Annotated in this window: 18 protein-coding genes and 2 pseudogenes; 7 read left to right on the top strand and 13 right to left on the bottom strand. The window is 52.8% G+C overall.

All coding sequences use genetic code 11. The features are described 5' to 3' along the window. The 3 genes and pseudogenes from JJQ72_RS11610 to JJQ72_RS11600 form a co-directional block, all read left to right on the top strand. A pseudogene (locus JJQ72_RS11610) lies at nucleotides 1-305 on the top strand (extracellular solute-binding protein); the annotation flags it as partial. 382 nt (nucleotides 306-687) lie between these two features. After that, nucleotides 688-2,184, top strand: a complete 1,497-nt coding sequence (locus JJQ72_RS11605; RefSeq protein WP_138227406.1) for an extracellular solute-binding protein — start codon at nucleotides 688-690, stop codon at nucleotides 2,182-2,184. Between the two features lie 375 nt (nucleotides 2,185-2,559). Continuing rightward, the gene (locus tag JJQ72_RS11600; RefSeq protein WP_208203774.1) at nucleotides 2,560-3,921 is read left to right on the top strand and encodes a sodium-dependent transporter; all 1,362 of its coding nucleotides are present in this window, start codon (nucleotides 2,560-2,562) and stop codon (nucleotides 3,919-3,921) included. A 104-nt stretch (nucleotides 3,922-4,025) separates the two neighbouring features. On the opposite strand, the gene JJQ72_RS11595 is transcribed toward JJQ72_RS11600, so the two are convergent. Beyond that, entirely contained in the window at nucleotides 4,026-4,526 is a 501-nt protein-coding gene (locus tag JJQ72_RS11595; protein WP_138227408.1) for a cupin domain-containing protein, read from the bottom strand. A 240-nt stretch (nucleotides 4,527-4,766) separates the two neighbouring features. Here JJQ72_RS11595 and JJQ72_RS11590 point away from each other — a divergent pair, with 240 nt between their 5' ends. After that, nucleotides 4,767-6,191: a sodium/glutamate symporter gene (locus JJQ72_RS11590; protein ID WP_138227409.1), complete on the top strand. Its 1,425-nt coding sequence runs from the start codon at nucleotides 4,767-4,769 to the stop codon at nucleotides 6,189-6,191. A gap of 65 nt (nucleotides 6,192-6,256) precedes the next feature. On the opposite strand, the gene JJQ72_RS11585 is transcribed toward JJQ72_RS11590, so the two are convergent. The 8 genes from JJQ72_RS11585 to JJQ72_RS11550 all read right to left on the bottom strand — a co-directional run bounded on the left by JJQ72_RS11585 (nucleotide 6,257) and on the right by JJQ72_RS11550 (nucleotide 13,477). Next, nucleotides 6,257-7,270 (bottom strand): SDR family oxidoreductase, encoded by a 1,014-nt coding sequence (locus JJQ72_RS11585; RefSeq protein ID WP_208203773.1) that lies wholly within the window; start codon nucleotides 7,268-7,270, stop codon nucleotides 6,257-6,259. Between the two features lie 121 nt (nucleotides 7,271-7,391). Next, nucleotides 7,392-8,597 (bottom strand): GTP-binding protein, encoded by a 1,206-nt coding sequence (locus JJQ72_RS11580; RefSeq protein WP_208203772.1) that lies wholly within the window; start codon nucleotides 8,595-8,597, stop codon nucleotides 7,392-7,394. Between the two features lie 6 nt (nucleotides 8,598-8,603). Then, nucleotides 8,604-9,071, bottom strand: a complete 468-nt coding sequence (locus JJQ72_RS11575) for a hypothetical protein (RefSeq protein ID WP_243896028.1) — start codon at nucleotides 9,069-9,071, stop codon at nucleotides 8,604-8,606. Between the two features lie 11 nt (nucleotides 9,072-9,082). Beyond that, nucleotides 9,083-9,232: a 50S ribosomal protein L33 gene (gene rpmG / locus JJQ72_RS11570; protein ID WP_138227413.1), complete on the bottom strand. Its 150-nt coding sequence runs from the start codon at nucleotides 9,230-9,232 to the stop codon at nucleotides 9,083-9,085. 149 nt (nucleotides 9,233-9,381) lie between these two features. Continuing rightward, complete coding sequence (locus JJQ72_RS11565) at nucleotides 9,382-10,029, bottom strand: CBM96 family carbohydrate-binding protein (protein ID WP_208203770.1); 648 nt, start codon at nucleotides 10,027-10,029, stop codon at nucleotides 9,382-9,384. 277 nt (nucleotides 10,030-10,306) lie between these two features. Further along, nucleotides 10,307-11,068: a hypothetical protein gene (locus JJQ72_RS11560; RefSeq protein ID WP_208203769.1), complete on the bottom strand. Its 762-nt coding sequence runs from the start codon at nucleotides 11,066-11,068 to the stop codon at nucleotides 10,307-10,309. Nucleotides 11,069-11,813: 745 nt separating this feature from the next. After that, nucleotides 11,814-12,416: a hypothetical protein gene (locus JJQ72_RS11555; RefSeq protein WP_208203768.1), complete on the bottom strand. Its 603-nt coding sequence runs from the start codon at nucleotides 12,414-12,416 to the stop codon at nucleotides 11,814-11,816. A gap of 5 nt (nucleotides 12,417-12,421) precedes the next feature. Continuing rightward, nucleotides 12,422-13,477: an LLM class flavin-dependent oxidoreductase gene (locus JJQ72_RS11550; RefSeq protein WP_138227417.1), complete on the bottom strand. Its 1,056-nt coding sequence runs from the start codon at nucleotides 13,475-13,477 to the stop codon at nucleotides 12,422-12,424. A gap of 170 nt (nucleotides 13,478-13,647) precedes the next feature. Between JJQ72_RS11550 and JJQ72_RS11545 the strand changes: the two are divergent. Next, a pseudogene (locus tag JJQ72_RS11545) lies at nucleotides 13,648-14,565 on the top strand (aldo/keto reductase). A 323-nt stretch (nucleotides 14,566-14,888) separates the two neighbouring features. Next, nucleotides 14,889-17,327 carry a putative bifunctional diguanylate cyclase/phosphodiesterase gene (locus JJQ72_RS11540; protein ID WP_208203767.1) on the top strand — a complete coding sequence of 813 codons (2,439 nt, stop codon included), beginning with the start codon at nucleotides 14,889-14,891 and terminating at the stop codon, nucleotides 17,325-17,327. Nucleotides 17,328-17,438: 111 nt separating this feature from the next. Here the strand turns inward: JJQ72_RS11540 and JJQ72_RS11535 are convergent, their stop codons facing one another. Continuing rightward, a complete protein-coding gene (locus JJQ72_RS11535) occupies nucleotides 17,439-18,179 on the bottom strand; it encodes a Bax inhibitor-1/YccA family protein (RefSeq protein WP_138227420.1) in 741 nt (246 codons plus the stop codon). Nucleotides 18,180-18,326: 147 nt separating this feature from the next. Here JJQ72_RS11535 and JJQ72_RS11530 point away from each other — a divergent pair, with 147 nt between their 5' ends. Beyond that, nucleotides 18,327-19,214, top strand: coding sequence for a diacylglycerol/lipid kinase family protein (locus tag JJQ72_RS11530; RefSeq protein WP_138227421.1), 888 nt, complete (start codon nucleotides 18,327-18,329; stop codon nucleotides 19,212-19,214). A 166-nt stretch (nucleotides 19,215-19,380) separates the two neighbouring features. Here JJQ72_RS11530 and JJQ72_RS11525 read toward each other — a convergent pair whose 3' ends face one another. Genes JJQ72_RS11525 through JJQ72_RS11515 form a run of 3 tightly spaced genes read right to left on the bottom strand, consistent with a single transcriptional unit; the run spans nucleotide 19,381 to nucleotide 24,052 of the window. Further along, nucleotides 19,381-20,688 carry an ABC transporter substrate-binding protein gene (locus JJQ72_RS11525; RefSeq protein ID WP_208203766.1) on the bottom strand — a complete coding sequence of 436 codons (1,308 nt, stop codon included), beginning with the start codon at nucleotides 20,686-20,688 and terminating at the stop codon, nucleotides 19,381-19,383. Then, a complete protein-coding gene (locus JJQ72_RS11520; RefSeq protein ID WP_208203765.1) occupies nucleotides 20,685-22,253 on the bottom strand; it encodes a response regulator in 1,569 nt (522 codons plus the stop codon). Before JJQ72_RS11520 ends, JJQ72_RS11525 begins: the two co-directional genes overlap by 4 nt. Continuing rightward, nucleotides 22,250-24,052: a sensor histidine kinase gene (locus JJQ72_RS11515; RefSeq protein WP_208203764.1), complete on the bottom strand. Its 1,803-nt coding sequence runs from the start codon at nucleotides 24,050-24,052 to the stop codon at nucleotides 22,250-22,252. The genes JJQ72_RS11520 and JJQ72_RS11515 overlap by 4 nt, the downstream gene beginning before the upstream one ends. Nucleotides 24,053-24,133 lie beyond the last annotated feature (81 nt).

The raw sequence follows: 24,133 nt of genomic DNA, 5'->3' as shown, positions 1-24,133 counted from the left end.
CTGTAGGCAAGCTGATCGACAACGCGACACCAGGCGTGCTGCAGCCACTGGAGCAGCAAGCACTGGATATGAACAAAGAGAACGAAGCGGTCGCTCTGGCGAACCCGGCCCTGACTCTGGATTCCGAAACGAATACCGAGAAAGGTGCACAGCTGATGAAGATTATCGAGGATGCCCGCATCAAGTTTATCCTGGGTGAAATCGACGAAGCCGGCTGGCAGGCTGCTGTAGACCAATGGAAGAAAGACGGCGGTCAGCAAATCATGGACGAATTCACCGCCGCTTACAGTGAAGTGAACAAGTAAGCTTCCTTCTAGATTAACGAAAGACCGGTCCCGCTTTAGCGGGGCCGGTTTTTTGTCGTTCAGGGATGCTCTGCATGCTGATCTGTCTATAATCATCATCTCGACAAGTGACGCAGAGCGCGCAGCCACAGGCTTTCCAACGCTTTTTCACCCAAGGAAGGGATTATTGTATGTAATTTCTAATATGCACCAGAATACCCTCTAGATGTGATAAAGGTGTACATAGACGTCCGTACGAGATGCATTTAAAGTTAATGTACCTACAGGAAAAAGGAGGGAATCTATGCACCTGAAGTTCTCGCGTCGCAGCTGCTGATCTGATCTTTTAGGGTCTCTTCTGCGATGCCCCTTTGCTCATTCACTATTATAGGGAGGTTATCTTATGAAAAAGAAAACGAAAGCATTCACTTTGTTATCTACCGCCGTCCTGGTTGGTGTTGTCGGCTGCAGCAATGGCGGCTCTTCAGCCACACCAGCCAAGACCCCCGATTCCAGTTCATCCGAGCCCTTTGAGTTGAGCCTCCAGTTCCACCACGAGTCCCAAGTGCCGGAGAACGATTCCAGAATTCTGAAAATGATCGAAGAATACACCAACACGAACATTAACGTCATCGGCGTCCCTTCTTCAAGTAACACCGAGAAGTTTAGCGTTACCGTGGCCTCGGGCAACTTCCCTTCCGCGATCAAAGCTTTTTATGAAGTGCCGGTGGTTAATGCGATCAAGAGCGGCGTATTCTGGGAGATCGGGCCCTATCTGAAGGATTACCCGAACCTGTCTGCGATCAAGCCGCAGGTCTATGACAACCTGAAGGTCCAAGGCAAAATTTACGGGATTCCGTCGGTCCGCGATTTAGCCCGAAACACCATCACTTACCGGAAAGACTGGCTGGAAAAGCTCGGACTGCCAGAGCCAGCCACCGTCGATGAGTTTTACAATATGCTGAAGGCGTTTACAACGCAGGATCCGGACGGCAACGGCAAGGATGACACCTATGGCCTGATCGAGAGCAACTCTCTGGCCAACTTTGATATGATTGCCGGTTTCTTTGGCGCCCCGAATCAATGGGGCGTAGAGGACGGCAAGCTGATCCCATCCTTCCAGACCGAAGCCTATTTAGAAGCGCTACAATTCTACCGGAAGCTCTTTGACGAGAAAATTATTAATCAGGATTTCCCGATTACGTCCTACGAGAACTGGTTCAAGCTGTGGGATACCGCGAAAGCCGGCGCCATGAAGCAGGTAACCACGGTAGCGCTCCATCGTGAGCGTGGTGCACAGAAGATCGATCCGGACGCGAAGGTCGGCATGGTTTCTTTGATTGAGGGACCGCGTGGCACTCAGATCTTTTCCGAGAGCGGCAGTAACGGCTTCTTCCTGATCTCCAAGTCTGCCGTCAAGACAGAAGAAGAGCTGAAGAAAGTGCTGGACTTCTTTGACAAGCTGATGGACGAAGAGATGTCTAACATTTTCACCTGGGGTATTGAAGGCGAAACCTATGCCATCAAGGACGGAAAGGCAGAGCACACGGACAAAGAGGGCTTCTCCAGATTGATGTCTCCATACACGCAGCTTTCCGTAGGTATGCTTACTGAAAACGCTACCCCTGGTGTGCTGCATCCCCTGGAGCAATTAGCTTTGGATATGAATAAGGAAAATGAAGCTGTGGCTGTAGCCAACCCCGCCCTGACTCTGGATTCCGAGACGAATACCGAGAAGGGTGCGCAGCTGAAGAAGATCATTGAGGATGCCCGCGTCCGATTCATACTGGGTGAGATTGATGAAGCCGCCTGGCAGGCTGCTATTGATCAGTGGAAAAAAGACGGCGGTCAGCAAATTATGGACGAATTCACCGCGGCGTATAACGCAAGTAATAAATAAGCTTTGGGATCTCAAATGCCGGCCCCGCTTTGACGGGGCTGGTTTTTTGGCGTGCAGGGATGCTCTCTGCAAGCTGCTGCAGCCCAAGCATGTGCGGGGCCCATAAACGGCAGCATATTTTTCCTCATCGGGCTGTATAATGATATGATAAGGTACTGTTTCATGAAGAATACGTAATAAGTGCGAAAATTGTCGAGACAAAAGCGAGCTTTTTCGTTATCATGAAAACATGATCAAGACATCTAGGCAGCATGATTTAAATCATAAGCATTTTTTGCTTCGTGGCTGTTTCAGTGACCTCTGTGGTGACTAATAGTATTTATCTAGAAAGAAGAGAAATGAAGAGCATGATTTCATGCCTGACAGGAGGCCTTTATGAAGCAGCAACAACCTCAGCATTCCCTGGCCTCGGACAAGACCGAGCGCTTTTCGTCCCGGGGCTTTATCCTGGCTGCCATCGGCAGCTCGGTCGGCCTCGGCAACATGTGGAAGTTTCCATATATTACGGGAGAGAACGGCGGGGCAGCATTCTTCCTGCTGTTTATTCTCTGTCTCGTGCTGGTCGGTCTGCCTGTGCTGGTCGCAGAGCTTTCCATCGGCCGTACCGGACGCGGCAGCGCCGCCTCCTCGTATAGTAAGGCCGGAGGGCCCAAGGCATTCCGTTTCTTCGGACTGCTGCAGGTGCTGGCACCCTTTCTGATCCTGTCCTTTTATTTCATCATCGCCGGCTGGACGGTGCACTACGCTGTGCTCTCCTTTAGCGGCGAGCTGTTCCAAAGTACGGACTTTGATGGACAATTTGGCGGCTTCGTCAGCGGCTATATGCCATTGGTGTGGCACGTCGTTGTCATGGCGTTAACCGCGCTGATCGTCATTAAAGGCATTGCCGGCGGCATTGAAAAATTCAATAAGGTGCTGATTCCCGCTCTTATCGTGCTGCTCATCATCCTGATGATCCGGGCATTGACCTTGCCGGGCGCTGCAGAAGGCGTCTCCTTCTTCCTGAAGCCCGACTTCTCACGGCTCTCTGCCGAGGCTGCGCTCGTAGCGCTGGGGCATGCCTTCTTCTCCCTCTCTCTCGGGATGGGAATTATGCTGACCTTTGGCGCGTATATGGATAAGCGCCAATCTATGGGCTCGGCCAGTGCAGCCATTGGCGCCGGGGATCTCATCTATGCTTTTATTGCCGGCCTGATCGTATTTCCGACGATCGCTTCCTTCGGCATTGCGCCGGACAGCGGACCGTCTCTGGTATTTAAGGCTCTTCCGGCTGCGTTCTCCGCAATGCCGCTGGGTTCCTTCTTCGGAGGCTTGTTCTTCATTCTGCTCGCCTTTGCAGCACTAACCTCGACGGTATCACTGCTGGAGGTACCGGTTTCGTATACCATGGAGCGTCTGCGGATGAAAAGAACGCCCGCCGTGCTGCTGGTCTCGGCGCTTGTTCTGCTGGTGAGCCTGCCGTCACTGCTCTCCTTCGGACTGTCGGAGCTGTTTACGAATCCGGGCGGCAAATCATTTTTTGACTGGCTCGACTTTATCGCTTCCAATGTCCTGCTGCCGATTGGCGGACTTGCAACGACGATCTATGTCGGCTATTTCTGGAAAGGCGCGTCTGAAGCCGCAGGGCTTCGGGCAGGCTGGTTCAAGATATGGCTGTTTATGATGCGCTATGTCGCTCCCGTGCTTATGCTGCTGGTCCTGCTGCACTCCTCCGGCATCCTCACACTGAACAATTAAACGCTCTACATCGAAATCATGAGAAGAAGACCGTACCCGCAAGACACCAGCGTCCTGAGGTACGGTCCTTTGTTATGCCTGAACATGTTCCGCATGATGAATATCTATTTCACCCACTTGTGCAGCAGAGGTCCTTCTTCGCCGAAGACGGGGTCCTGGTCAGGGATCGGCACGTTCTGAATTTCGGAGATGGACTGTGCCCGCTGCGCGGGATCACGCTTGCGCAGATTTGGAGAGGCTCCGTTCGGATAAGCACCCGTGACCTCAAAGTCAAAGCTGCTCTCCAGCTTCTTGTGCGCTACACCTGCCGGAATGACAAGCACGTCGCCCTCCAGAAGCTCCAGCCGCTGTCCGGCGTCTCCACCGACCAGCACTGTAGCGCTGCCGGCTTTCACGCCCAGCACTTCATGAGTATTGCTATGGTAGTGATGCTCCTCATAGATCCCGCCACTCCAGCTCCCGCTCCAGCCGTGGCGTTTAAAGGCTGCTTCCATACTGAGCGCTCCGTCCTGGAACACGCCCTTATAAACCATCACCGGCAGCTCGGGATGATTCGGGACTTCTCCATCATCATGCACATAAAACGATTGAATCGGTGTATCCATGTCTACTCGCTCCTTTGCCTTAAAGTTGGTTATGCCCTACCTGTACCCGGATGCTGTTCATGTTAAACGAGAAAAAGCATTCCCTCCCCCTTTCCCAAAGCCTCCTTGCTAAGTGCTATTACGGGCAGGACAGCGGTCTTGGCAAGCTGTTCCGTTTGCCATGTCATGTTTGCCTTTTGAGTGAGCGGGTATAGGTCATGTGAGCATGTTTCTTAAAGAACAGGAGGACATTCATCTTACATGGAACTCAATCCGGTACTTGTAGCCTTCGTCATTCTTGGCATTCTGCTGGCCGCCGGGCATGCACTGAGAGTCAGGTCCGCTCTGCTGCAGCGTTATTTCATTCCCGCCTCGTTAATCGCCGGCCTGCTTGGCCTGCTGCTGGGGAAAGATGTGCTCGGTCAGGGCGCCTCGCTGCTGGGCCTGTCCGCGCTGTCCGGGGGATTGTATTCGGAGGATGTCCTGCAGGTGATGACGGGGATTACAGACATTTCGATCACCTTGATTTTTGCCGCGTTGTTTCTGGGGAAGCCCATTCCTCGCCTGAAAAAAATGTGGAACCAGGCCGGGCCCCATCTATCCTACGGCATGACGATCGGCTGGGGACAGTATGTACTGGGGCTGCTGTTATTCCTGCTTATTCTTGGTCCTTTATTTGATATCAGTCCGCTGGCGGGAGCCTTGATTGAAATCAGCCTGCAGGGCGGAACCGGCACGGCGGCGGGCCTGCGCAGCACCTTCGAAAGCCTCGGCTTCCCGGAGGGCGTGGACATCGCGATGGGCCTGTCTGCCTCCAGCATTATTCTGGGACTGGTCACGGGCGTGCTGTTTGTGAACTACACGGTCCGCAAGGGCTACACCTCTCATGCCAAAAAAGCAGAGGATCGCACACAGGCTGAGAAGGAAGGGCGCTTCGAGGAGGAGCATATCCCTGCCGCTGAAAAAACAACCCGTGCTGAAGCCATGGACTCCCTGACCGCCAATCTCGTGGCCGTATTTCTGGCCATTGGGGCCGGGATGCTGCTGCAGCAGAGTCTCGTATGGCTGGAGCAGGTCACCTGGGGCAGTGCCTACGAGGTTTACATTGTGAAGCATATTCCGCTGTTTCCATTGGCGCTGGTGGGAGGCGTGCTCGTGCAGTGGGTGTACGGCCGCTTTCTCCCTTTTCCGCTCATCGACCGGGGCATGATGCTTCGTATTCAAGGCGTCGCTCTGGATCTCATGATCGTCTCCGCCATTGTCTCCATCTCGCTGTCGCAAATCGGCCAGCATATTTTCGTATTTCTCATTCTGCTGCTGTTCGGCCTTGGCTGGAATTGGTTCGGAATCTTTGTTATCGCCAAAAAAATGATGCCCGACCACTGGGCCGAGCGCTCCGCCCTGGAATACGGACAGTCCACCGCGATGACGACAACGGGACTTTTACTGCTGCAGATGGTCGATCCGGAGAAAAAAACGCCGGCCTTTGACAGCTTTGGGTACAAGCAGGTCATCTTTGAGCCGTTTCTCGGCGGCGGCCTGTTCACTGCGGCTTCCATGCCGCTGATCGCCACCTTCGGTCCGGTGCCGGTGCTCATTGGCGCAGCCCTGCTCATGGTCATCTGGGGCGCGCTGGGCATCTTCTATTTCGGCAAAGGATCTGGAGCATCCCGGCCTGACGCATAAGGACGAGACAGCCCAAAGACCGCCTTGGCCATCTGCCAAAGGCGGTCTTGTCATGTCGAGAGACTCTAGCTTTGCAGACTCCGGGCCGCAGCCTGAATGGCAGAGATGACCTGGTCGCACCAGGCGTCAAAGGCTTCATCGGATGGCTGGAGCTCCTCGTGCTGCAAAATATGAGCTACCGTCTCCCGAATTCCTTGATCCAGCCGGGTCGTTGCCGCAAAGCCTGGAACGAGTCGTTTGAGCTTGCTATTATCGAAGACGACGGAATTCGCCTTATCCCCCAGCAGAGAGCCTTGGAACTCCGGGTCGCAGCCAGCAAGGAAATGAGAGGATATGTGAACCGCGTGCAGCTTGACGCCCAGCGCATCCGCAATCATTTCATAAATTTGATTCCAGGTGACCGTTTCATCAGACGTTATGTGAACGGCCTCCCCGATCGCGTGAATATTGCCCATAAGCCCGATAAAGCCCTTTGCAAAATCACGGTTGTGCGTCATGGTCCACAGGGACGTTCCGTCTCCATGAATAATGACCGGCTTGTCCTCCAGCATGCGCTTCGCAACCTGCCACGAGCCTTTGCTTCCATGCACGCCCAGCGGGAGCGCACGCTCATCGTAGGTATGGCTGGGCCGGACAATGGTGACCGGAAAGCCGTGCTCCCGATATTGCTTGATCAGATATTCTTCACAAGCGATCTTGTTGCGGGAATATTCCCAATGCGGATTAGATAATGGAGTGCCTTCTGTAATGTGATAATGCGAGAGCGGCGTCTGATAGGCCGAGGCAGAGCTGATGAATATAAACTGCTTGGTTTTGCCCTGAAACAGACGATAATCCCGTTCAACGTCTGAGAGATGGAACGCAATGAAGTCCGCAACCACATCAAACTCCAGCTCTTGGATCAGCCCGCGTACATGGTCTTCATCATGAATATCACCTTGAAGAAGGCGTGCTCCCTCCGGCAGCTGGTCGTTGCGGTTGCCCCGATTCAGTAGATACAGCTCACAGCCCTGCTCCAGCAGAGAAGTGGTGATCGCCGAGCTAATCGTTCCGGTACCTCCGATAAATAGCGCTTTCATTCGTTTGCACCTCCGAGTCATATATACAGAAAGACCCTCTCCGCTCTAGGAGAGGGTCTTATGCTTTACGATAGCATGTGTGCCGTATGAACTCAAATATAGGGCTGGATGCGGTTAAGGTCTAAGCTTGAACTTCCTGGATCTCAAAATTCGGCAAAGGATCTTGTAACAGGCTCCAGTCCGCACCCATCTCTTCCTCTGTCAAAAGGCAGCGATCCAGGGAATCCGTCAGCTCCTTGACCGGCATATCTATGCCGATCAATACGATTCGCGTCGAGCGATCCCCCCATACCTCATCCCAGCCCTGAAAGGCTTCCGGCTCTTCCTCACGCAGCAGCTCCTGCTCTTCTACAGGAAGCGCAGCAATCCAGTGCCCGGCAGGACCGATCCGAATGGAAGGTCCCGCTTGGGAAATGCTCGTAGCCATATCAGGGCGTGTAGCCAGCCACATATTCCCCTTGGCCCGCACCACATCCTCAGAGAAGTTCTCCAGCCACTCCAGCAGGCGCTCCGGATGAAACGGGCGGCTGCGGTCATAGACGAAGGAGGAAATTCCGTATTCTTCGGTCTCAGGAGTGTGGCTTTCCTTCTGCAGCTCCTGAATCCACCCCGCAGACTGGCTGGCCTCTTCAAAATCGAAGAGATTCGTATTTAGAATTTCATGAATATCTACTTTACCGTGAGCACTGCGTACCAGCTTCGCCTTCGGCTGCAGCTTGGAAAGCACTCCTTCCAGCCGCTGCAGCTCAGACTCCTCCACCAGATCGCATTTGTTCAGTATCAGTACATCGCAGAATTCAACCTGATCGATAAGCAGATCGACCACATCCCGCAGATCATCCTCCCCGGTGGCCTGCTGGCGGTCCAGCAGACTCTCCCCGGAAGAGAAATCATGCCAGAAGCGATAAGCATCTACGACAGTAACCATGCAATCCAGTCGGCACAGCTGTGTCAGATCGATGCCATTCTCTTCGTCCACATACGTAAAGGTCTGAGCCACCGGGAGGGGCTCGCCAATACCCGTTGATTCAATGAGAATATAATCAAACCGATTCTCCTTCGCTAACTGGGCTACTTCTTTCAGCAAATCCTCTCTCAGGGTGCAGCAGATGCAGCCGTTGGACATCTCGACAAGCTTCTCCTCCGTCCGCAATAACCCGCCGGAACCCTTAATGAGCTCTGCGTCAATATTGACCTCACTGAGATCATTGACAATGACGGCCACCCGGAGGCCTTCGCGGTTGTTTAGAACATGATTCAATAATGTGGTTTTGCCGGCTCCCAGGTACCCGCTCAATACCGTTACCGGTATTTTAGGCTGTGACATTATGCTTCAACTCCGTTTATCATTTTCAATCCTAAAGCGTTTAGTGTATTGCTCTAACAAATAACAGAAGGAGCGGTTATGCCCAATCATCCATGAGGAAAGATCGTAGCGGCCCCGTTCCGGTTCGTACGTCACCAGCAGCCGATGCCGCATGCTGTTCATGAGATAGGCCACGAGCCTGCGAGCGGGCTCGGAATCCCTCACGGTAATGTAGGCATATAACGAATGCTCCTCCGGTTCATCGGCAAGACTTACGCCCGCGCAGGAAAACTCTGTCTGAACATGGATGGCTCTGAATTGCTCTAACACCGGAAGCATCTCAGCATCCACATGCACACCGCCGAACAGAGCAAGGCGTTTCTTGCCTTTCTTTGGCTTCGACAGCGAAGCCCATGCAGCCAGCTCCCTCTCTCTCCATTGCCAGAAACGAGAGGGATGCCGGCTGAGCAGAACCTCCCCCTCAGAACTCGGCAAATGAGCTGATGTCATCGGGTTTCGCGATGAAGGGTATGCTTTTTCAACCGGGGACTGTACTTTTTCATCTCCAGGCGGCCCGGATGTGTCCGCTTGTTCTTCGTCGTTGTATAGTTCCGATCACCGGTCTCTGTGCAAGCCAAGGTAACAATCACTCTCATGGGTATTCCTCCGTATTGTTTGTTTATTTATTCGTAAGAATTACGATTAAAGTCATCGTAATGAATTTATCACGGTTTGTCAACAAGAAGGTCTCATAGGATCAATATCGTGCTCGAAGTGTCGATATTACTGTTAACTCAATACAGAGCTAGTTCTGTGTAATGACCAGCTCCGGCCGATTTGTGCTGTTCTCCGAGCTGTTCAGCGTTATATATTTGCCTGCATCCTCTCTCAGCACGATGGACAAGGCTTTATTACCTGCCAGTTGAGCTGCGGTATACGCGGTAAGGATAATCTCGTAATATGTTTTCGTATTATTCATGAACACACTCCCCACCATATTTCCTGAAGCCAGCTTATTGTTCCTGGTCACTGTCGATTCTGACCAACTGGCGCCTGTTTCATATGCTGTCAGTGTCGTGTTGTAGGATGCGTCTCCATAGATTCTCAGCTTCGCGCTGGCTCTGGAGCTGACCCCCGTCAAATAAAACTTCAAATACGTATGTCGATTGTTTTCTATAGAGTCCGTTTTAACATTCATCACCGTTGCGCTTCCATAGTTTTTATTTGCACCGCTGCCATCGCGTACATATGAATCATCCGTCGGCTGAAGCGTCAATGTGCTGCCTCCGCCACCAGTGCCGCCGCAGCTGTTAATTGCTGTGCCGCTGCCGAGCAGCGAAACACCGAAAAATATATTTCCACGTATCAGGAATTCAAAAACCTTAACTCCATCGAAGCAGTAGTACTTGCGCCAAGTGCTTTTACTTGCTTTTGGGATCATAACCTTGCTCAAGTACTGGCACCTGATACATCCAGCCCCCAATGGACCAACATTGTAAATGTTGCTTCAAACTTAAGCAGCTTTTCGAATCCAATTGGGATTAAGTGTTTCTATGCTACTAACGTTAGATTCGCAGAACTTAGCTTCACTAAAAATGGTAAACTCTATTATAACTTCCCAGGCGGTCGTACTGTTCAAGTCACTTCTAAAATCTCAGTGGGTAACCACATGTTTTTTGACTATACCGGTTAATCTGCTAATAGAAAAGGCTGCCAATTGGCAGCCTTTTCTATTTCTCAGATACCGATTTCGGTGAAATGTGATCTACAACAAATTCGTTCTTTGAACTGTCAAACTTATACGTAACAAGGATCTCGGTAACATATATAGGTGAAGTTCCGATACTTCCACCGAGATACGAAAATAAAGTTTGCTTCTCTAATCCATAGGTAACTGTACCACCGAAAAGAACTTTATCTTGCACATCCAGACCTGGATATACAACAGTATCATTAAACTCATATTCTTTTCCCTGTGCTTCAATTGTGATCGTTAATCTTCCGTCTTTAGCTTTAGTTACATTTGTTTCGATATTTGCGGAGACTTCTTCATAATTTGGCACTTTTATTTCTGATAAATCCGAACTATTAAGCACATGCAGCTCATCAATACTAGAGTCACTGCCTCTGCCTAGATTAGTTATAATAACAGCTTCTGGTTTAGTATCGCCGGTTACATCAATATAAAAGATCCGTGGATCTTCTGCCACTCTCCAGTTAAATTCCTTCTTTACGCCATCTACTTCTACAGAAACGACCTCTGGAGTGTTGTACTTACTGACCTTAACAACAGAAACTTTGACCTCATCGTTTTCGGATGACCATGTTTTCATTTCTGGCCCCTCAGTTTTCGTTCCTCGTTCAGTACCCGTTTTTACGGGACTACTTTGAGATTCATTTGCCCCTTGTTTGATGCTCCCATTATCATGCGAGTTACAGCCGGAAAGAACAACCGCACTTACTAGCAATAACAATCCAATTTCTCTTCTCAATATTCCTTTGCCACCTTTCATCGTTTCTATTTAATTGTAACAGAGAATATTAACAGTTAATTTACAATATAATTACATTATTAGTAAATGAAAAAGAATTATTGTTAACTTTTTCATTTTATACAATAGTGTTATGCGAGATATTAGACAGTTTAAGAAATTGCTTTACTGCTAAATATGCACAGTCGAGAAGGGAATAGGAAAGTAAGTTCCTGAAACTTAATCTATTTCAAATGAGTCTTATAATATTGAAAGCCAAACGATGAGTAGCATTGAATTATAAGGAAAGGTTGTGAGATCGTGAACAACGCGGGGAGTAAGGTATTATACTTACTTGGGCTTGCAAGTGTAATCAGTTTACTTTCGACCATTTTCTTCATGATTTTCCAAAGCGATTATGAACTGTCGACTGAATACTTCAGTGATGTAATCAAATTCACAACGATCGGCTACACTTCGCTTATCTATATCTTAGTGCCCCTATTTTTTTATTTGTATAGGGATGCCAGAGTAATAAATCTAATCATTATCGCTGCTGCAGTATTAATTGTACTCGTGGTTATTGAACGGATAATGGTAAGTCTAGATATCAATTCCTTCGGGTCGTACCGTATCTTTTCTGCATATTTATCATATGGATTGTTTATTACAGGGATGACGATTTATAAGAAGTTCAATCCTTCTAAGAATGCGATGTCCGTCTTGGCAGCACTATATCCGATCAGCCTCACCGCTTTTTTGTTTATTATCTGATGCAATCGCCAGCGTTTCTAAACAAGAAAATACAGCCAGCAGAGCATTCAATTACGAATGCCTGCTGGCTGTATTTTCTTACTATCCGAGTTGAATTAATAAAGTTAGGAGTTCTTGACCAGTTTGACCATATTCCAGAATACCGACCTGTACTATCAAACAAACCAACATCAGAACCTCGCTCCATCACTTGAGTCCCGTCTTCCTTCTTGCAGCGAATTTGTGCAGAACCAGAACCGTCCAAGAAGATTGCATTAAAGCGGCCCTGATTAATCGTGCGGTTAACACTCCATTCTTCCTGATTGTACAAATTGATCCAAGCAGACTCGGAAAGATTAAGTCCAAGGCTATCGCCACCAACTATTGTTAAACAGGTTTGGTTGGTTCCGAACTGGTTCTTTACGTCACTACCACTTGTAGCCCTTGTGATGAGTCCCTTGATTTTGTTACCATCTGTTACGTCTTTGATAACAACTGCAGTCCCCCTGTTCTTCGGACTGTTATACAGGCCGTTATAGGCTCCATTTGAAACATTTAAAGCACAAAGAACGGCCTGCAAAGGGGCCGTTCTTTGTGCTTTATCCAGCTCCAGCAAGAGTCCTACCGGGCTTGCGCTGCTTCCCATTCCGCGATTTCTCTGCGTACTCTTGGCGCTACCTCGGTTCCCAGCAGCTCAATGGCCCGCATCACTTCGTTATGCGGCATGGTGCCCAGCGGAACGTGGAGCAGAAAGCGGGTGATTCCGACCTGCTTGCGCAGGGCGATAATCTTGCTCGCTACCGTGTCCGGGCTTCCTACATACAGGGCGCCCTCCGGGCTTCTAGCGGCGTCGTAAGTGGCACGGCTGTAATGACCCCATCCGCGCTCGCGGCCAATGATATTCATGCCTGCCTGCGTGGGCAGGAAGAACTTCTCCACAGCCTCTTCCTCCACATCGCCCACAAAGCCGTGGGAATGCGAAGCAACCGTCAGCTTGCCGGGATCATGCCCGGCATGAGCAGCCGCTCTTTGATAGAGCTCTACCAGCGGAGCAAACTGCGCCGGACGGCCCCCGATTATAGCGAGCACGAGCGGCAAGCCCAGCAGTCCTGCACGGACAACCGATTCCTGGTTGCCCCCGCTTCCAATCCATACCGGCAACGGCTGCTGCACCGGGCGCGGGTATACGCCCCGTTCCTGGATCGAGGGACGGAACTTGCCCTCCCATGTAATCGTTTCCGCTTCCCGCAGCTGCAATAGCAGCTGCAGCTTCTCTTCGAACAGCTCGTTATAATCGTCCAGATCGTTGCCGAACAGCGGAAATGATTCGATGAAGGAGCCGCGGCCCGCCATAATCTCTGCCCGTCCGTTTGAAAGGCCATCCAGAGTGGCAAAATCCTGAAAGACCCGCACCGGGTCGGCAGAAGACAGCACCGTGACCGCACTCGTCAGCCTAATAGACTTGGTCTGCGTTGCGGCGGCCGCCAGCACGACTGCAGGAGAGGATGCTGCGTAATCCTTACGGTGATGCTCGCCCACGCCGTACACATCCAGGCCGACCTGATCCGCCAGCACAATCTCCTCCACGACCTCCCGGAGGCGCTCGGCATGGCTGATCGTCTCTCCGGTATGCACGTCAGGCAATGTCTCGACAAATGTACTGATTCCAATTTCCATCTGTATTCCTCCTGTTCAAGTCACTTACATCAAGTAAGCTTCTTTATAGATGTTCCTAGTTTGGCGGATTTAACATGGATTATCAAGTCTGTTGCCATTGCAAGGGCTGACCCCGGTATGCCACAATGAAGACGCTTGACGTTGAAGAGGAATGAGGAGGACAACACAACATGAAAACCATAACATTAGGCGCAAGCCAGCTAAAGGTTCCGGCGGTCGCCGTGGGCTGCATGCGGATCAATGCACTAAGTCCCAAGGAAGCCGAAACCTTTGTACAGACCGCGATGGAGCAGGGAGCTCATTTTTTTGACCATGCGGATATCTATGGCGGCGGCGAGTGCGAAGAAATCTTTGCCGATGCCATACATATGAACAGTGACGTGCGTGAACGCATCCTGCTGCAATCCAAATGCGGAATTCGTCCGGGCAGCTTCGACTTCTCCAAGGAGCATATATTGAGCTCGGTAGACGGGATTTTACAGCGCCTGCGTACCGATTATCTGGATGTGCTGCTGCTGCATCGCCCGGACACTCTGGTAGAGCCGGAGGAGGTTGCCGAGGCCTTTGATCAGCTGGAGCGCTCCGGCAAGGTGCGGCACTTTGGCGTATCCAATCAGAATCCGATGCAAATCCAGCTCCTGCAAAAATATGTGAAGCAGCCGCTGGTCGTGAATCAGCTTCAGTTCAGCATAACAAATACAACCATGATTGACAGCGGCTAGAACGTCAATATGGAGAACGAAGCTGCGGTCAACCGCGATGGCAGTGTACTGGATTTTTGCCGACTGCATGACATCACGATTCAGCCGTGGTCTCCGTTCCAGTACGGATTCTTCGAAGGCGTATTCCTGGGAAGTGACAAGTTCCCGGAACTGAACGCAAGGATTGATGAAGTGGCACAGCGCTACAATGTCAGCAGCACGGCCATGGCGATTGCGTGGATTCTCCGCCATCCGGCGGGCATGCAGCCTGTGGTTGGCACGACGAACCTGGAGCGATTGAAGGACTGCTGCGAGGCCACCGACATCACCATAACCCGGGAAGAATGGTATGACATCTACCGGGCGGCAGGCAATATTCTTCCATAGGGAAGGCCGCTGAATGTACAATAATCCCCCCGCGGGGAACCGCGGGGGATTATTTGTCGAGGGTAGAAATATGTTCCAACCTAGCGCAGCCAGGGCTTCCTTCGTGAAGCTCTGGTTTTTGTTGACCCTGTGTCGCTGGCGGCGGCTGGTCATATTGTCATATTCATGTAAAATGTGGATGGACAATGTCCTGCGCAATCTATAAAATAGACTAAAAGTCATGTTTTAAACAATGGTCAATTGGTTTAATAAGTATCGCGTCCTGTAGTCTGAAAGACCCATTTCCTTTTTTAAACATTATATCCAGACAAAGAAGGTTGATCATGACTTATTTAGAACCGTCTCAGCTTCATTGGCCGCTCCTTATTCTCGCCGTATTGGCAAGCCTGCTTGGTACCGCTATCATTACCTTTGGCATGGTGCCTGGCAAATCAGGGTCTGCTCCAGCCCCTAGATCCAGAAAAGTCATCGCCTCGCCTTCGATGCATCTGATTGTCTGGACCGGCGCGGTAGCCTTCAGCCTGTCTCATATTCTGGTCCCCCTGTCCCTGAACGTTCCGACGGCTACGAGCTACTATGTTATTCACGTGCTGTTTACGCTGGCTGGCTGCTATGCAGCAATGCATTTCGGCGTCTGGTACGCCCGTCTCCCGCGAAGCCGGAGTCATTCGTACTGGACCGCGAGCTTTGCTATGGGAGCGATCATATTAATTTTCGATTACATAAACACGCTATTTCTGTTCCGCAGCTATATCGTATTCCAGCCGCTCATGCTGCTGATGACCGTAGTCATTGTGCTGTCTCTCTGCCTGTGCGTGCTGCGGCTGCTGGCCACCTCGAACCGGAACCGGGAGCTGAAGCTGTACTCGGTAGCAACGATTCCCGGTGTGGTCCTGGTAGCGCTGGCTCTGACCGGCTTTCCGATGCTGACGGCCTTTTCGGTGCTGCCGGTCGGACAGGGGGCTGCCATGGGCGGACTTTCCGTGCTGGTGCCTCATCTCGTGATGATGTTTATTGCGATTGGTATATTTATGATTCCTGACACAATGAGTGTAAGCCGCCAGCTGCAGCAGAATCAGCGGCTGATGGAGGCCGAACAGCATTACATGTCTCTCTTTGAGCATAACCCGGACAGCGTGCTGGCCTTTGACGCTCAAGGACATGTGAGTATGCTTAATCATCAGGGCGAGCTGCTGTCCCGGCGCCTGGGCAAGCCGCTTCTTTCCTCTCCGCTCGTGGATCTGGTGGAGCCCGGCTCCCGCGCAGCGGCTGAAGCCCATTACCGTCAGGTGCTGCAGGGCAAATCGGCTGTCATTGACATTGAAGCTAAAGCGGCCGACGGCACCCTGCTGACGCTGTGCGTTACCTCCCTTCCTATTATGGTGGAGGGTGTGCTTCGCGGCGCGTACAGCATCATCAAGGATATTACCTCCGCCAAAAAAGACCAGGAAACGATCCTGCAGCTGGCGTATCAGGACGAGCTGACAGGCATGTCCAACCGCCGCTCGTTTCAAAACTTCCTGTCCTCCTGCACTGCCGAGGAAGCCAATCGGCCGTATGAGGCATTCACGGTCTTCTTCATTGACATGGACCGCTTTAAGCGAGTCAATGACTTGTTCGGACATGCATTCGGGGATGAGGTCATCAAGACCGCGGCCCGCAAGCTCCAGAGCTGTCTTCCTCCAGAAGGCACCATCGCGCGCATGGGCGGTGACGAATTCACGGTGCTCGTCCCGGAGCTCTCCGCCAAAGAAGACATCGAGGCTGTTGGCAGACGCTTTGTAGAGGAGTTCGTGCAGCCTTTTCATGTCGGCCATCATACGGTCAAGCTGTCCGCCTCTGTCGGCATTGCCCGCTATCCTGAGGATGGAACCGATGCCGACGCGCTGATCAAGCGGGCGGATGCCGCCATGTATGATGCCAAGCAGAACGGCAGCTCTCAATACCGGTTCTATGATGCACAGCGCGATCAGAGCAGCATTGAACAAATTACGCTGGAGAATGACCTTGAAGGGTCCATTGCCCGGCAGGAAATGCAGCTCTACTATCAGCCCAAGATGGACATGCGGACCGGAGAAATGATCGGGGTGGAGGCTCTGCTGCGCTGGAATCACCCACAGCTGGGCATGGTTTCGCCGGCTCGCTTCATTCCGGTCGCGGAGAAGTCGGGGTATATTGTGCCTCTGGAGCTCTGGGTGCTCCGCACCGCCATGTCCCAGGTGAAGCAATGGGAGGCTGAAGGCCTGAGCGTCGTTCCGGTCGCGGTGAACATTTCACAGGTGCATTTAATGAAGCCGACCATTTTTGAATCGATTATGGATACCATTACTGAGCTTCAGTTTGACACCGATCTGCTGGAACTGGAAATTACCGAAAGCGCGATGATGTATAATGAGGAGCACGTTATTCACATTCTGAATGATCTGAGGAAGGCGGGGATCGCCGTATCCATGGATGACTTCGGTACAGGCTACAGCTCGCTCAGTTATTTACAGAGTCTGCCGATTGAATGTCTGAAGATCGACCGTTCCTTTATCAACAAGCTGACCACGGATAAAGACAGCAGAGCCATTGCGGAGATGATTATTTCCATGGCCCGGCAGCTGAATCTCAGCATTGTCGCCGAAGGCGTAGAGACAGAGGATCAGGTGGGGCTGCTGAAGGAAATGAACTGCTTCAACGCGCAGGGCTATTTCTACAGCAAGCCGATGCCGCCGGAGGAATTGGCGCAGCAGTTTGCGCCCCCGTCCCGCGCCAGTTAGAGTGGGACTGCGGAGATCATATAGCAAAGAAGCAGTGGACCAGGGTCACCCCTAGATCCACTGCTTCTTTATGTTTACCGGCAGGTGAACATATCACCCACCCCCTGCCCTCTAATCACGGCTAAAAATCTTGGACAGCAGGCGCAGCATCTCAATATACAGCCATACCAGCGTAACGACAAGGCCGAACGCGCCATACCATTCCATATATTTCGGAGCCCCGCTGCGGGCACCGTTCTCGATAAAGTCAAAGTCCAGCACGAGATTCAGCGCGGCCACGATGACGATCACGACCGAGATCCCGATGCCGATCGGGCTGCTCTCATGCAGATAAGGAATGCTGACACCAAAAAAGCCCAGCACCAGGCTCAGCAGATACACCAGTGCAATGCCCCCGGTTGCTGCGATGACGCCCAGCTTGAAGTTCTCCGTAACCTTCACAATCCGCAGTCTGTACACGAGCAGCAGCGCCACGAATACGCCCATGGTCAGCAGAGCAGCCTGCAGGGTAATGCCGTCATAGACATATTCATAGTTTGCAGACAGCGCTCCCAGGAACAAGCCCTCGGCTACGGCATAAAGCGGAACAAGAAATGGTGCGGTTCTCGGTACAAAGGATACAATCAGAGCCAGAATAAAGCCGGCAATCAGGCCGCCAATCATGAAAGGGAACACATTCTCCCCGTCAAAATACATCTTCCAGGAGCTAAACGCGCCTGCCAGCAGCAAGACCAAAGTAATCATCGTTCTGTGGACGGTGCCGTCAATGGTCATGACCTTGTCTCCCGCTTGAGACTGCTGCCGCTCAAACGTATTATCGCTTAATGTAGGGTTACCGCTGCGACCTATCAAATGCTGTCACCTCATCTTAATATTGGATTTATTTCTATCATATCACCCCCCTTATTCCCTTGCACCTACTTATTTAGAAGGCACCTCATCAAAGAGTGAAAAAGAGGGTATATGATCATTAGAACGTATGCAGAGAGGAACGTGTATATGAACCAGAAACGGGCTATGATCATTGTCAATCCATCTTCCGGAAAAGAAGAAGCTCCGCGCCGAGTCGTAGAGGTGGAACGTGTGCTGGCGGAGCAAGGCTATGAGGTCCTGATCCAGGAAACGGCGCAGGAGCTTGATGCGACCCGGTACTGCATCTCGGCCTGTACCGAAGCATTTGATCTCGTCGTCTCCATTGGCGGCGACGGAACCCTGCATGAGACGATCAACGGCATGATGAACCAGAGTCACCGACCGCGTCTTGGGCTTGTTCCGCTGGGTACGGTGAATGATTTCGCCCGGGCGCTGTCGATTCCGCTGCGTCCCGAGGATGCGATCCAGACGCTGGCCTCCTCCAAAGTACAGCGGGTAGACATGGGCACGATCAACAATCAGCTGTTTGCCAACGTCGCTGCTGCCGGTGCACTGGCAGAGTCCTTGTCCGCGGTGACCTCCGAGGAGAAATCACGCCTGGGCTCGCTCGCTTATCTGAAAGAGGGACTGAAGGAGCTGGTCCACAGCCATGCGGTGCCCATGACGATTCATTACGATAATCAAGTGTGGGAAGGCGAATCTCCATTGTTTCTGGCTGCCTTGACCAATTCGGTGGGAGGATTTGAACGGCTTGCTCCCGAGGCCTCGGTGGACGATGGACTGCTGCATTGCTTTGTCATCAAGGATCTGAACCTGTTCAAGACGATGACCGCCAGCCTCTCGCTGCTATTTGGCAGCCTCAAGAATCATAAGGACGTCCACTACTTCACCGCCAAAAGCGTGACCGTCTCCTCCACAGAGCCGGTTCGCACCAACGTAGACGGCGAAGAAGGGCCGATTCTGCCCATCACGCTCAGCATCCTGCCACGGCATCTAGAGGTGCTGGTGCCGTAAGAAGTTCAGAGAGACTTTACGCTTCTGCGACAGTACACAGCCAGGATGCATGACACTTCACCTTTACAGCTCTAAGAGCTCCGGATGCGGTTCAAGGGAACCGTATCCGGAGCTCTTTCCCCGTTCAAGCATTTGGGGGCAGTCTGCCAAGAATCGTACCGACCCTTCACGGCCCCTCCACCGTTTCCCCATTACCAGACAAGCGCGCCTGCGTGTCCCAAACCTGCTGCAGCCGCTGCAGCGTCTCCTCTCGGCTTACGCCGCCGCCAACATAATCCTGAAGCGGCTTCGCCAGCTCCGTCTGCGAGCCCGAAGGCCAGAGGGCATGAGCCCATGGAATCGTCTGCCCTCTACGAACATAGTCCGCCAAATCCGCGGCCAGCGGACCCAGATTGTCAGCGGTGAGGTCTGTGAAGGCCGGTATGCTGTTGAAGGATTGCACCAGATATTTGTCCCCGTTCTGATGCAGCCATGCCAAAAACTGCTTGCTCTCTTCCAAATGCGGGGAGTTCTGGTTGAGCACATAATAACCGGGCACGCCGACCGGCAGCGCGGTCTCCTCCGCATTCTCACTGAGCGGAATCGCAAACATGCCGATGTGTTGCTCACGGTTAATCCGCCCGATCGTCTCCATCGTCCACACGCCCTGCTGCATCATCGCAGATCGCCCTGCGGCAAAATTAGCCACCTGATCATCATAGCTGATCAAGGTCGAGCGGCTGCCTTGCCCGTATTTCACCGTCATATCCAGCACATCGAAGAAGCCGTCCATATATTTCAGCTCACCCAGCTGCCGGGTGCCTTGATTCAGGCTTTGAATCGCAGACACCGGGTTTTCCTCATAAGCAAACGGCAGGTTCAACAAGTGCTGGCCCAGAATCCACCACTCTTTATAGCCCTCCGCATAGGAACGAATACCCGCTGCCTTCAGCTTCTCATTGACCGTCCGAAGCTGACCGAGCGTGCGCGGAACCTCTTTAATGCCGGCTTGAGCGAACAGCTCCTTATTATAGATAAATCCGTAGCCCTCAATGGACATCGGGAAGCCAAGCTTTCGGTCATCAACCGTCATGCCCTGCACGGCAGCCGGTGAGATTTGCTCCATCCACGGCTCCCCGGACAGATCTGCCAGGCGCGGAGCCCAGTCTTGAATATCAGAGTAGGATTTGACCGTGAAAATATCCGGTGCTTCTCCCGCCGCAAACCGCGTGATCAGCGTCGTATCATAGTCCTTCAGCACCTGGGCTTCAATGACAATATCGGGGTGCTCCCGCATATAATCCTCTGCCATGGCCAGCACCTGCTCCCGTATCTCAACCTTGAACTGAAGCAGGCGCAGCGTCGTTCGGGGCTTCCGCTCCTGCTCTGCGCCTGTGGCAGCCTGAGGCGGGGATGGTGGCAGCGTCCAGGCATACACGCCCGCTGCGAGCAGCAGCAGTGCGGCTGTCAGCATAGCCCAAGCTTTTCGGCTCATATGTGAGCCTCCTGCTGCGGCCGCTGCTTCCGGTATTGCAGCGGTGAGAAGCCGGTGTGCTTTTTGAACACCTTGCCGAAATAGTTCTCATCTCCGTACCCGACCCGCTGAGCAATATCATGCACGGTCATCTCGGTATGGGACAACAGCGATGCCGCCTTTTCCATGCGAAGCTCGGTCAAATAGGTCACGACCGTAGTGTTATACATCTCCTTGAACTTCTTGGAAATATACTGCGGACTGAAATGAAACCGCTCAGACAGGCTCGACAGCGAGATGTCCTCGTAATAATGCCCATTCATGTACTCCCGCATCGCTTCTACGCCGCGGCTACCGCCACCCTCGCTTCCTGATTCCTCCATCAGCCGCCACCACTGCTGAAGCAGCAGGCGCCCCCACTCCTCCAGATCGTTGATCCACAGCGGAAGCTGCAGGCCGGGAAGCTCCCGTCCCGCGGGATCGTGCCCGCCCGCTCGGTCCAGCATCAGGTTGGCTTCCAGCGTGTAGGCCTGCAGCTCCTTCAGCGTCAACGCGCCCCGCTGCCGCACCGAGCGGACGAAGGACTGGATCAGCTCGGCCGCATAGCTTCTGTTGCCGCTCTGCAGCGCGGCCTCCAGCAGCTGCTGCTGCTCGGACAGCCGAGGTGCAGGTCCGGAAGGAGCAGCGCTTCCCGGCAGCACCGGGGATTTGAGCAGGGCAACCCGGGCGCTGCCCAGTGCTCCGGGAAGGTCCTTCACGATGGTCTTCTCCTCACATAGCCCTGTAAATACGGTTAATCCGAAAGTGCGCTCCCAAGCGGCGGAAATCCGCCGGACATACAGCTGGAACATGGACCCGTCGGCTCCCTGCGAGTCCGCTCCAATCAGCAGCACCCACTGATAGGCATCCAGCCGGCAGAAGCTCCAGACCCTGCAGGAGTGCAGCACCTCGTCTACGATATTGCTGACCGCAAACGCATAAAGCTCGGCATCTCCATCGAGCCGCCGGTTTATAATTTCGAGCTGGTTCCTAGGCAGCATAAGCGCTACCCACAGCTGCTCGGTATCACACCATTTCCGGAACCAGGGACGGATGCCGTCATGATATGCAATCTCTCCCCGCAAGTAGCCCGCAAGCCGCTGCTCCTCCAGCATCGCGTCTACCTGCTTCATCCGGTATGCGGACTCCCGCAGGCCGGAGCGCAGGGATTCCTTCTCCTCCCACACCGATATGGCTTTCTCCAGCGCCTTCTCCAGGTCTGCGCGGCGGAACGGCTTCAGCAAGTAATCTATGCCAAAGGCGCGAATCGCTGCCTGGGTGTACCGGAAATCATCATGGCCGCTGATGACAATGACCTGCACATTCTCGTTCTCCTCCCGAATCCTTTGCAGCAGCTCCGTCCCGTCCATCCGGGGCATGCTCATATCACAGAACATGACCTCCGGGCGATGCTCACGCAGCAGCTCCAGGGCCTCTGCTCCATTGGAAGCCAGCAGGCGCTGGTCAATGCCGTAATGTCCCCAATCTACCGAGAGCTCGATCGCCTCCCGCACATGCTCTTCATCGTCGACAATGAGTACCTTCATACCGAGTGCACCTCCTGTGCTGAAGCAGCGGGCTGCATGTCCTTCCGCTCCTCCAGCGGGATATGTAATTGAATGATCGTCTCTTTATAAGGAATGCTTCGAATTTCCCAAGTAAACTGGCTGCCGTAGCGAAGGCGCAGCCGCTCCAATACATTGATAAGCCCAATACCGGATTCCTTGCCGGATGTCGGCTGCCTTCCCCCATATTCCCGCTGCAGCCCCTCCAGCACGGACGCCTCAATTCCTTTTCCATTATCCATGACGGAAATGACCAGCGCCTCCGCCTTCAGCTCCACCGCCATATGAATGGCGCCTCTGCCGGTGCCCTTCTCCATGCCGTGTACGATACTGTTCTCCACCAGCGGTTGCAGAATCATCTTCGGTACCAGGATAGAGAGTGCCTCCGGCGGACAGGACAGCTCATACGACAGGCGGTCTCTGAATCTTCCCAGCTGCAGGGACATATAATTCTCAATATGCTCAATCTCCTTGTGCAGCGGTACGCTTTCCGTCTTCAGATCCATGCTGTATCTCAAAATATATCCCAGCTCCGCAATCTTCTCATTCACCTCCGGTGCGCCCTGGCGCAGCGCCAGAGTACCGATGGACTGCAGCGAATTGTATAAAAAGTGCGGATTGATCTGTGCCTGCAGCATTTTTAAATGCGCGGTCGTCAGCTCCAGCCGGTGCCGGTAATCCCGGTTCATCAGATCATCCAGACCCCGGACCATGCTCTGAAACCGATGCTCCAGTACGCCCAGCTCATCCTGCCGTGCCGGAATCGGCTGCATGTCGAAGTTGCCGGCCTGAACCTGGGCGATGCTGCGCACCAGCCGCTTGATCGGCGTCATAAACATGTAGGACAGGAGCGAGGAGCAGAGGAGCACCAGCAGGGTCATCATCAAGGGAATCGCAAGCGATTTCCGCAGTGCTTCATTGGCCGCCTCGTGCATGACTGCAGACGGGATATATTTTACCAGCGTCAGCGGCATCCCTTTGTAATCGTCAGTAACATAGACAAGCACGCCCTCCTGTCCCGCCCATTTCCCTTGGACATAGCCCTTGTCCCCGTTCCAAGGAGCGGGGTCCATCTCCAGGCCCAGCAAAGACTCTTGTCCTTCCTGCGAAGCATACAGCAGCTCATGATCCCGCCGGATCAGCAGAAAGACCTGCTCTCCTTCCGTTGTGGAAACCTCGCCCGGCCGGACGAGCTGTCCCAGCTCATCAGGACCGATATAAATCGTCAGAATGCCGAGCAGATGCGTCCGCGGATAATCAATGATCGGCTTGTGGAATGCCAGCAGGCGCTCCCCGTTCATCGTCACGACCTCATAGCCGTAGGTTTCCCCCCAGCCGGCCTGATCGTCCTCCGGCGTGGAGATCGAGCCGGGCGGATCCCCCTCTCCCAGCCTCAAAAAAGCCGAGTCCGAATACACCTCTCCCGTCTGGGAGCTGGCGAAGCGGACAGCCCGAAATTCCGGGCGCTCCTTGGAGATGGAGTACACCTGGTTCGATATATACATTCGCTCGGCGTAATCCGCAGACGACGGGGATCGGAGATACCCCATCAGCACGGGATCAAAATAAAAGGACAGCGTAATCTGATCCAGGTTATCCAAATATCTTTTGACATAGTAGGTGCTGCTGTCCATCGCCTGCTGGTTAATATCCACGATCTGACTCTGGACCGAGCTGGAGGTCGTGCGGTAGGAAATGATGATGGAAATGGTCAATGGGATGATAGCGCATACAATCATGCCGAGCAGCAGCTTGGACTGTAAGCTTTTCTGAAGCCACATACGGCGAAACCTCCTCCGGCCTATCTCTATCTCTTTTTCGACAAAAACAGCAGTCCTCCTGCCCCGCTCTCTACAAAAAAA

It is taken from the genome of Paenibacillus sp. F411 (assembly GCF_017582705.1).
Classification (GTDB): domain Bacteria; phylum Bacillota; class Bacilli; order Paenibacillales; family Paenibacillaceae; genus Paenibacillus_AQ; species Paenibacillus_AQ algicola.
Note: the sequence above shows the minus strand (reverse complement) of the source record. Positions and strands in the feature narration are given on the sequence as shown.

What these genes read in the sequence shown, in the direction of transcription:
- JJQ72_RS11605 (WP_138227406.1), top strand. Translation starts at nt 688, where the DNA reads ATGAAAAAGAAAACGAAAGCATTCACTTTGTTATCTACCGCCGTCCTG.
- JJQ72_RS11520 (WP_208203765.1), bottom strand. Translation starts at nt 22,253, where the DNA reads ATGAAGGTACTCATTGTCGACGATGAAGAGCATGTGCGGGAGGCGATC.
- JJQ72_RS11515 (WP_208203764.1), bottom strand. Translation starts at nt 24,052, where the DNA reads ATGTGGCTTCAGAAAAGCTTACAGTCCAAGCTGCTGCTCGGCATGATT.
- JJQ72_RS11550 (WP_138227417.1), bottom strand. Translation starts at nt 13,477, where the DNA reads ATGGAAATTGGAATCAGTACATTTGTCGAGACATTGCCTGACGTGCAT.
- JJQ72_RS11530 (WP_138227421.1), top strand. Translation starts at nt 18,327, where the DNA reads ATGAACCAGAAACGGGCTATGATCATTGTCAATCCATCTTCCGGAAAA.
- JJQ72_RS11595 (WP_138227408.1), bottom strand. Translation starts at nt 4,526, where the DNA reads ATGGATACACCGATTCAATCGTTTTATGTGCATGATGATGGAGAAGTC.
- JJQ72_RS11540 (WP_208203767.1), top strand. Translation starts at nt 14,889, where the DNA reads ATGACTTATTTAGAACCGTCTCAGCTTCATTGGCCGCTCCTTATTCTC.
- JJQ72_RS11525 (WP_208203766.1), bottom strand. Translation starts at nt 20,688, where the DNA reads ATGAGCCGAAAAGCTTGGGCTATGCTGACAGCCGCACTGCTGCTGCTC.
- JJQ72_RS11580 (WP_208203772.1), bottom strand. Translation starts at nt 8,597, where the DNA reads ATGTCACAGCCTAAAATACCGGTAACGGTATTGAGCGGGTACCTGGGA.
- rpmG (WP_138227413.1), bottom strand. Translation starts at nt 9,232, where the DNA reads ATGAGAGTGATTGTTACCTTGGCTTGCACAGAGACCGGTGATCGGAAC.
- JJQ72_RS11600 (WP_208203774.1), top strand. Translation starts at nt 2,560, where the DNA reads ATGAAGCAGCAACAACCTCAGCATTCCCTGGCCTCGGACAAGACCGAG.
- JJQ72_RS11590 (WP_138227409.1), top strand. Translation starts at nt 4,767, where the DNA reads ATGGAACTCAATCCGGTACTTGTAGCCTTCGTCATTCTTGGCATTCTG.
- JJQ72_RS11585 (WP_208203773.1), bottom strand. Translation starts at nt 7,270, where the DNA reads ATGAAAGCGCTATTTATCGGAGGTACCGGAACGATTAGCTCGGCGATC.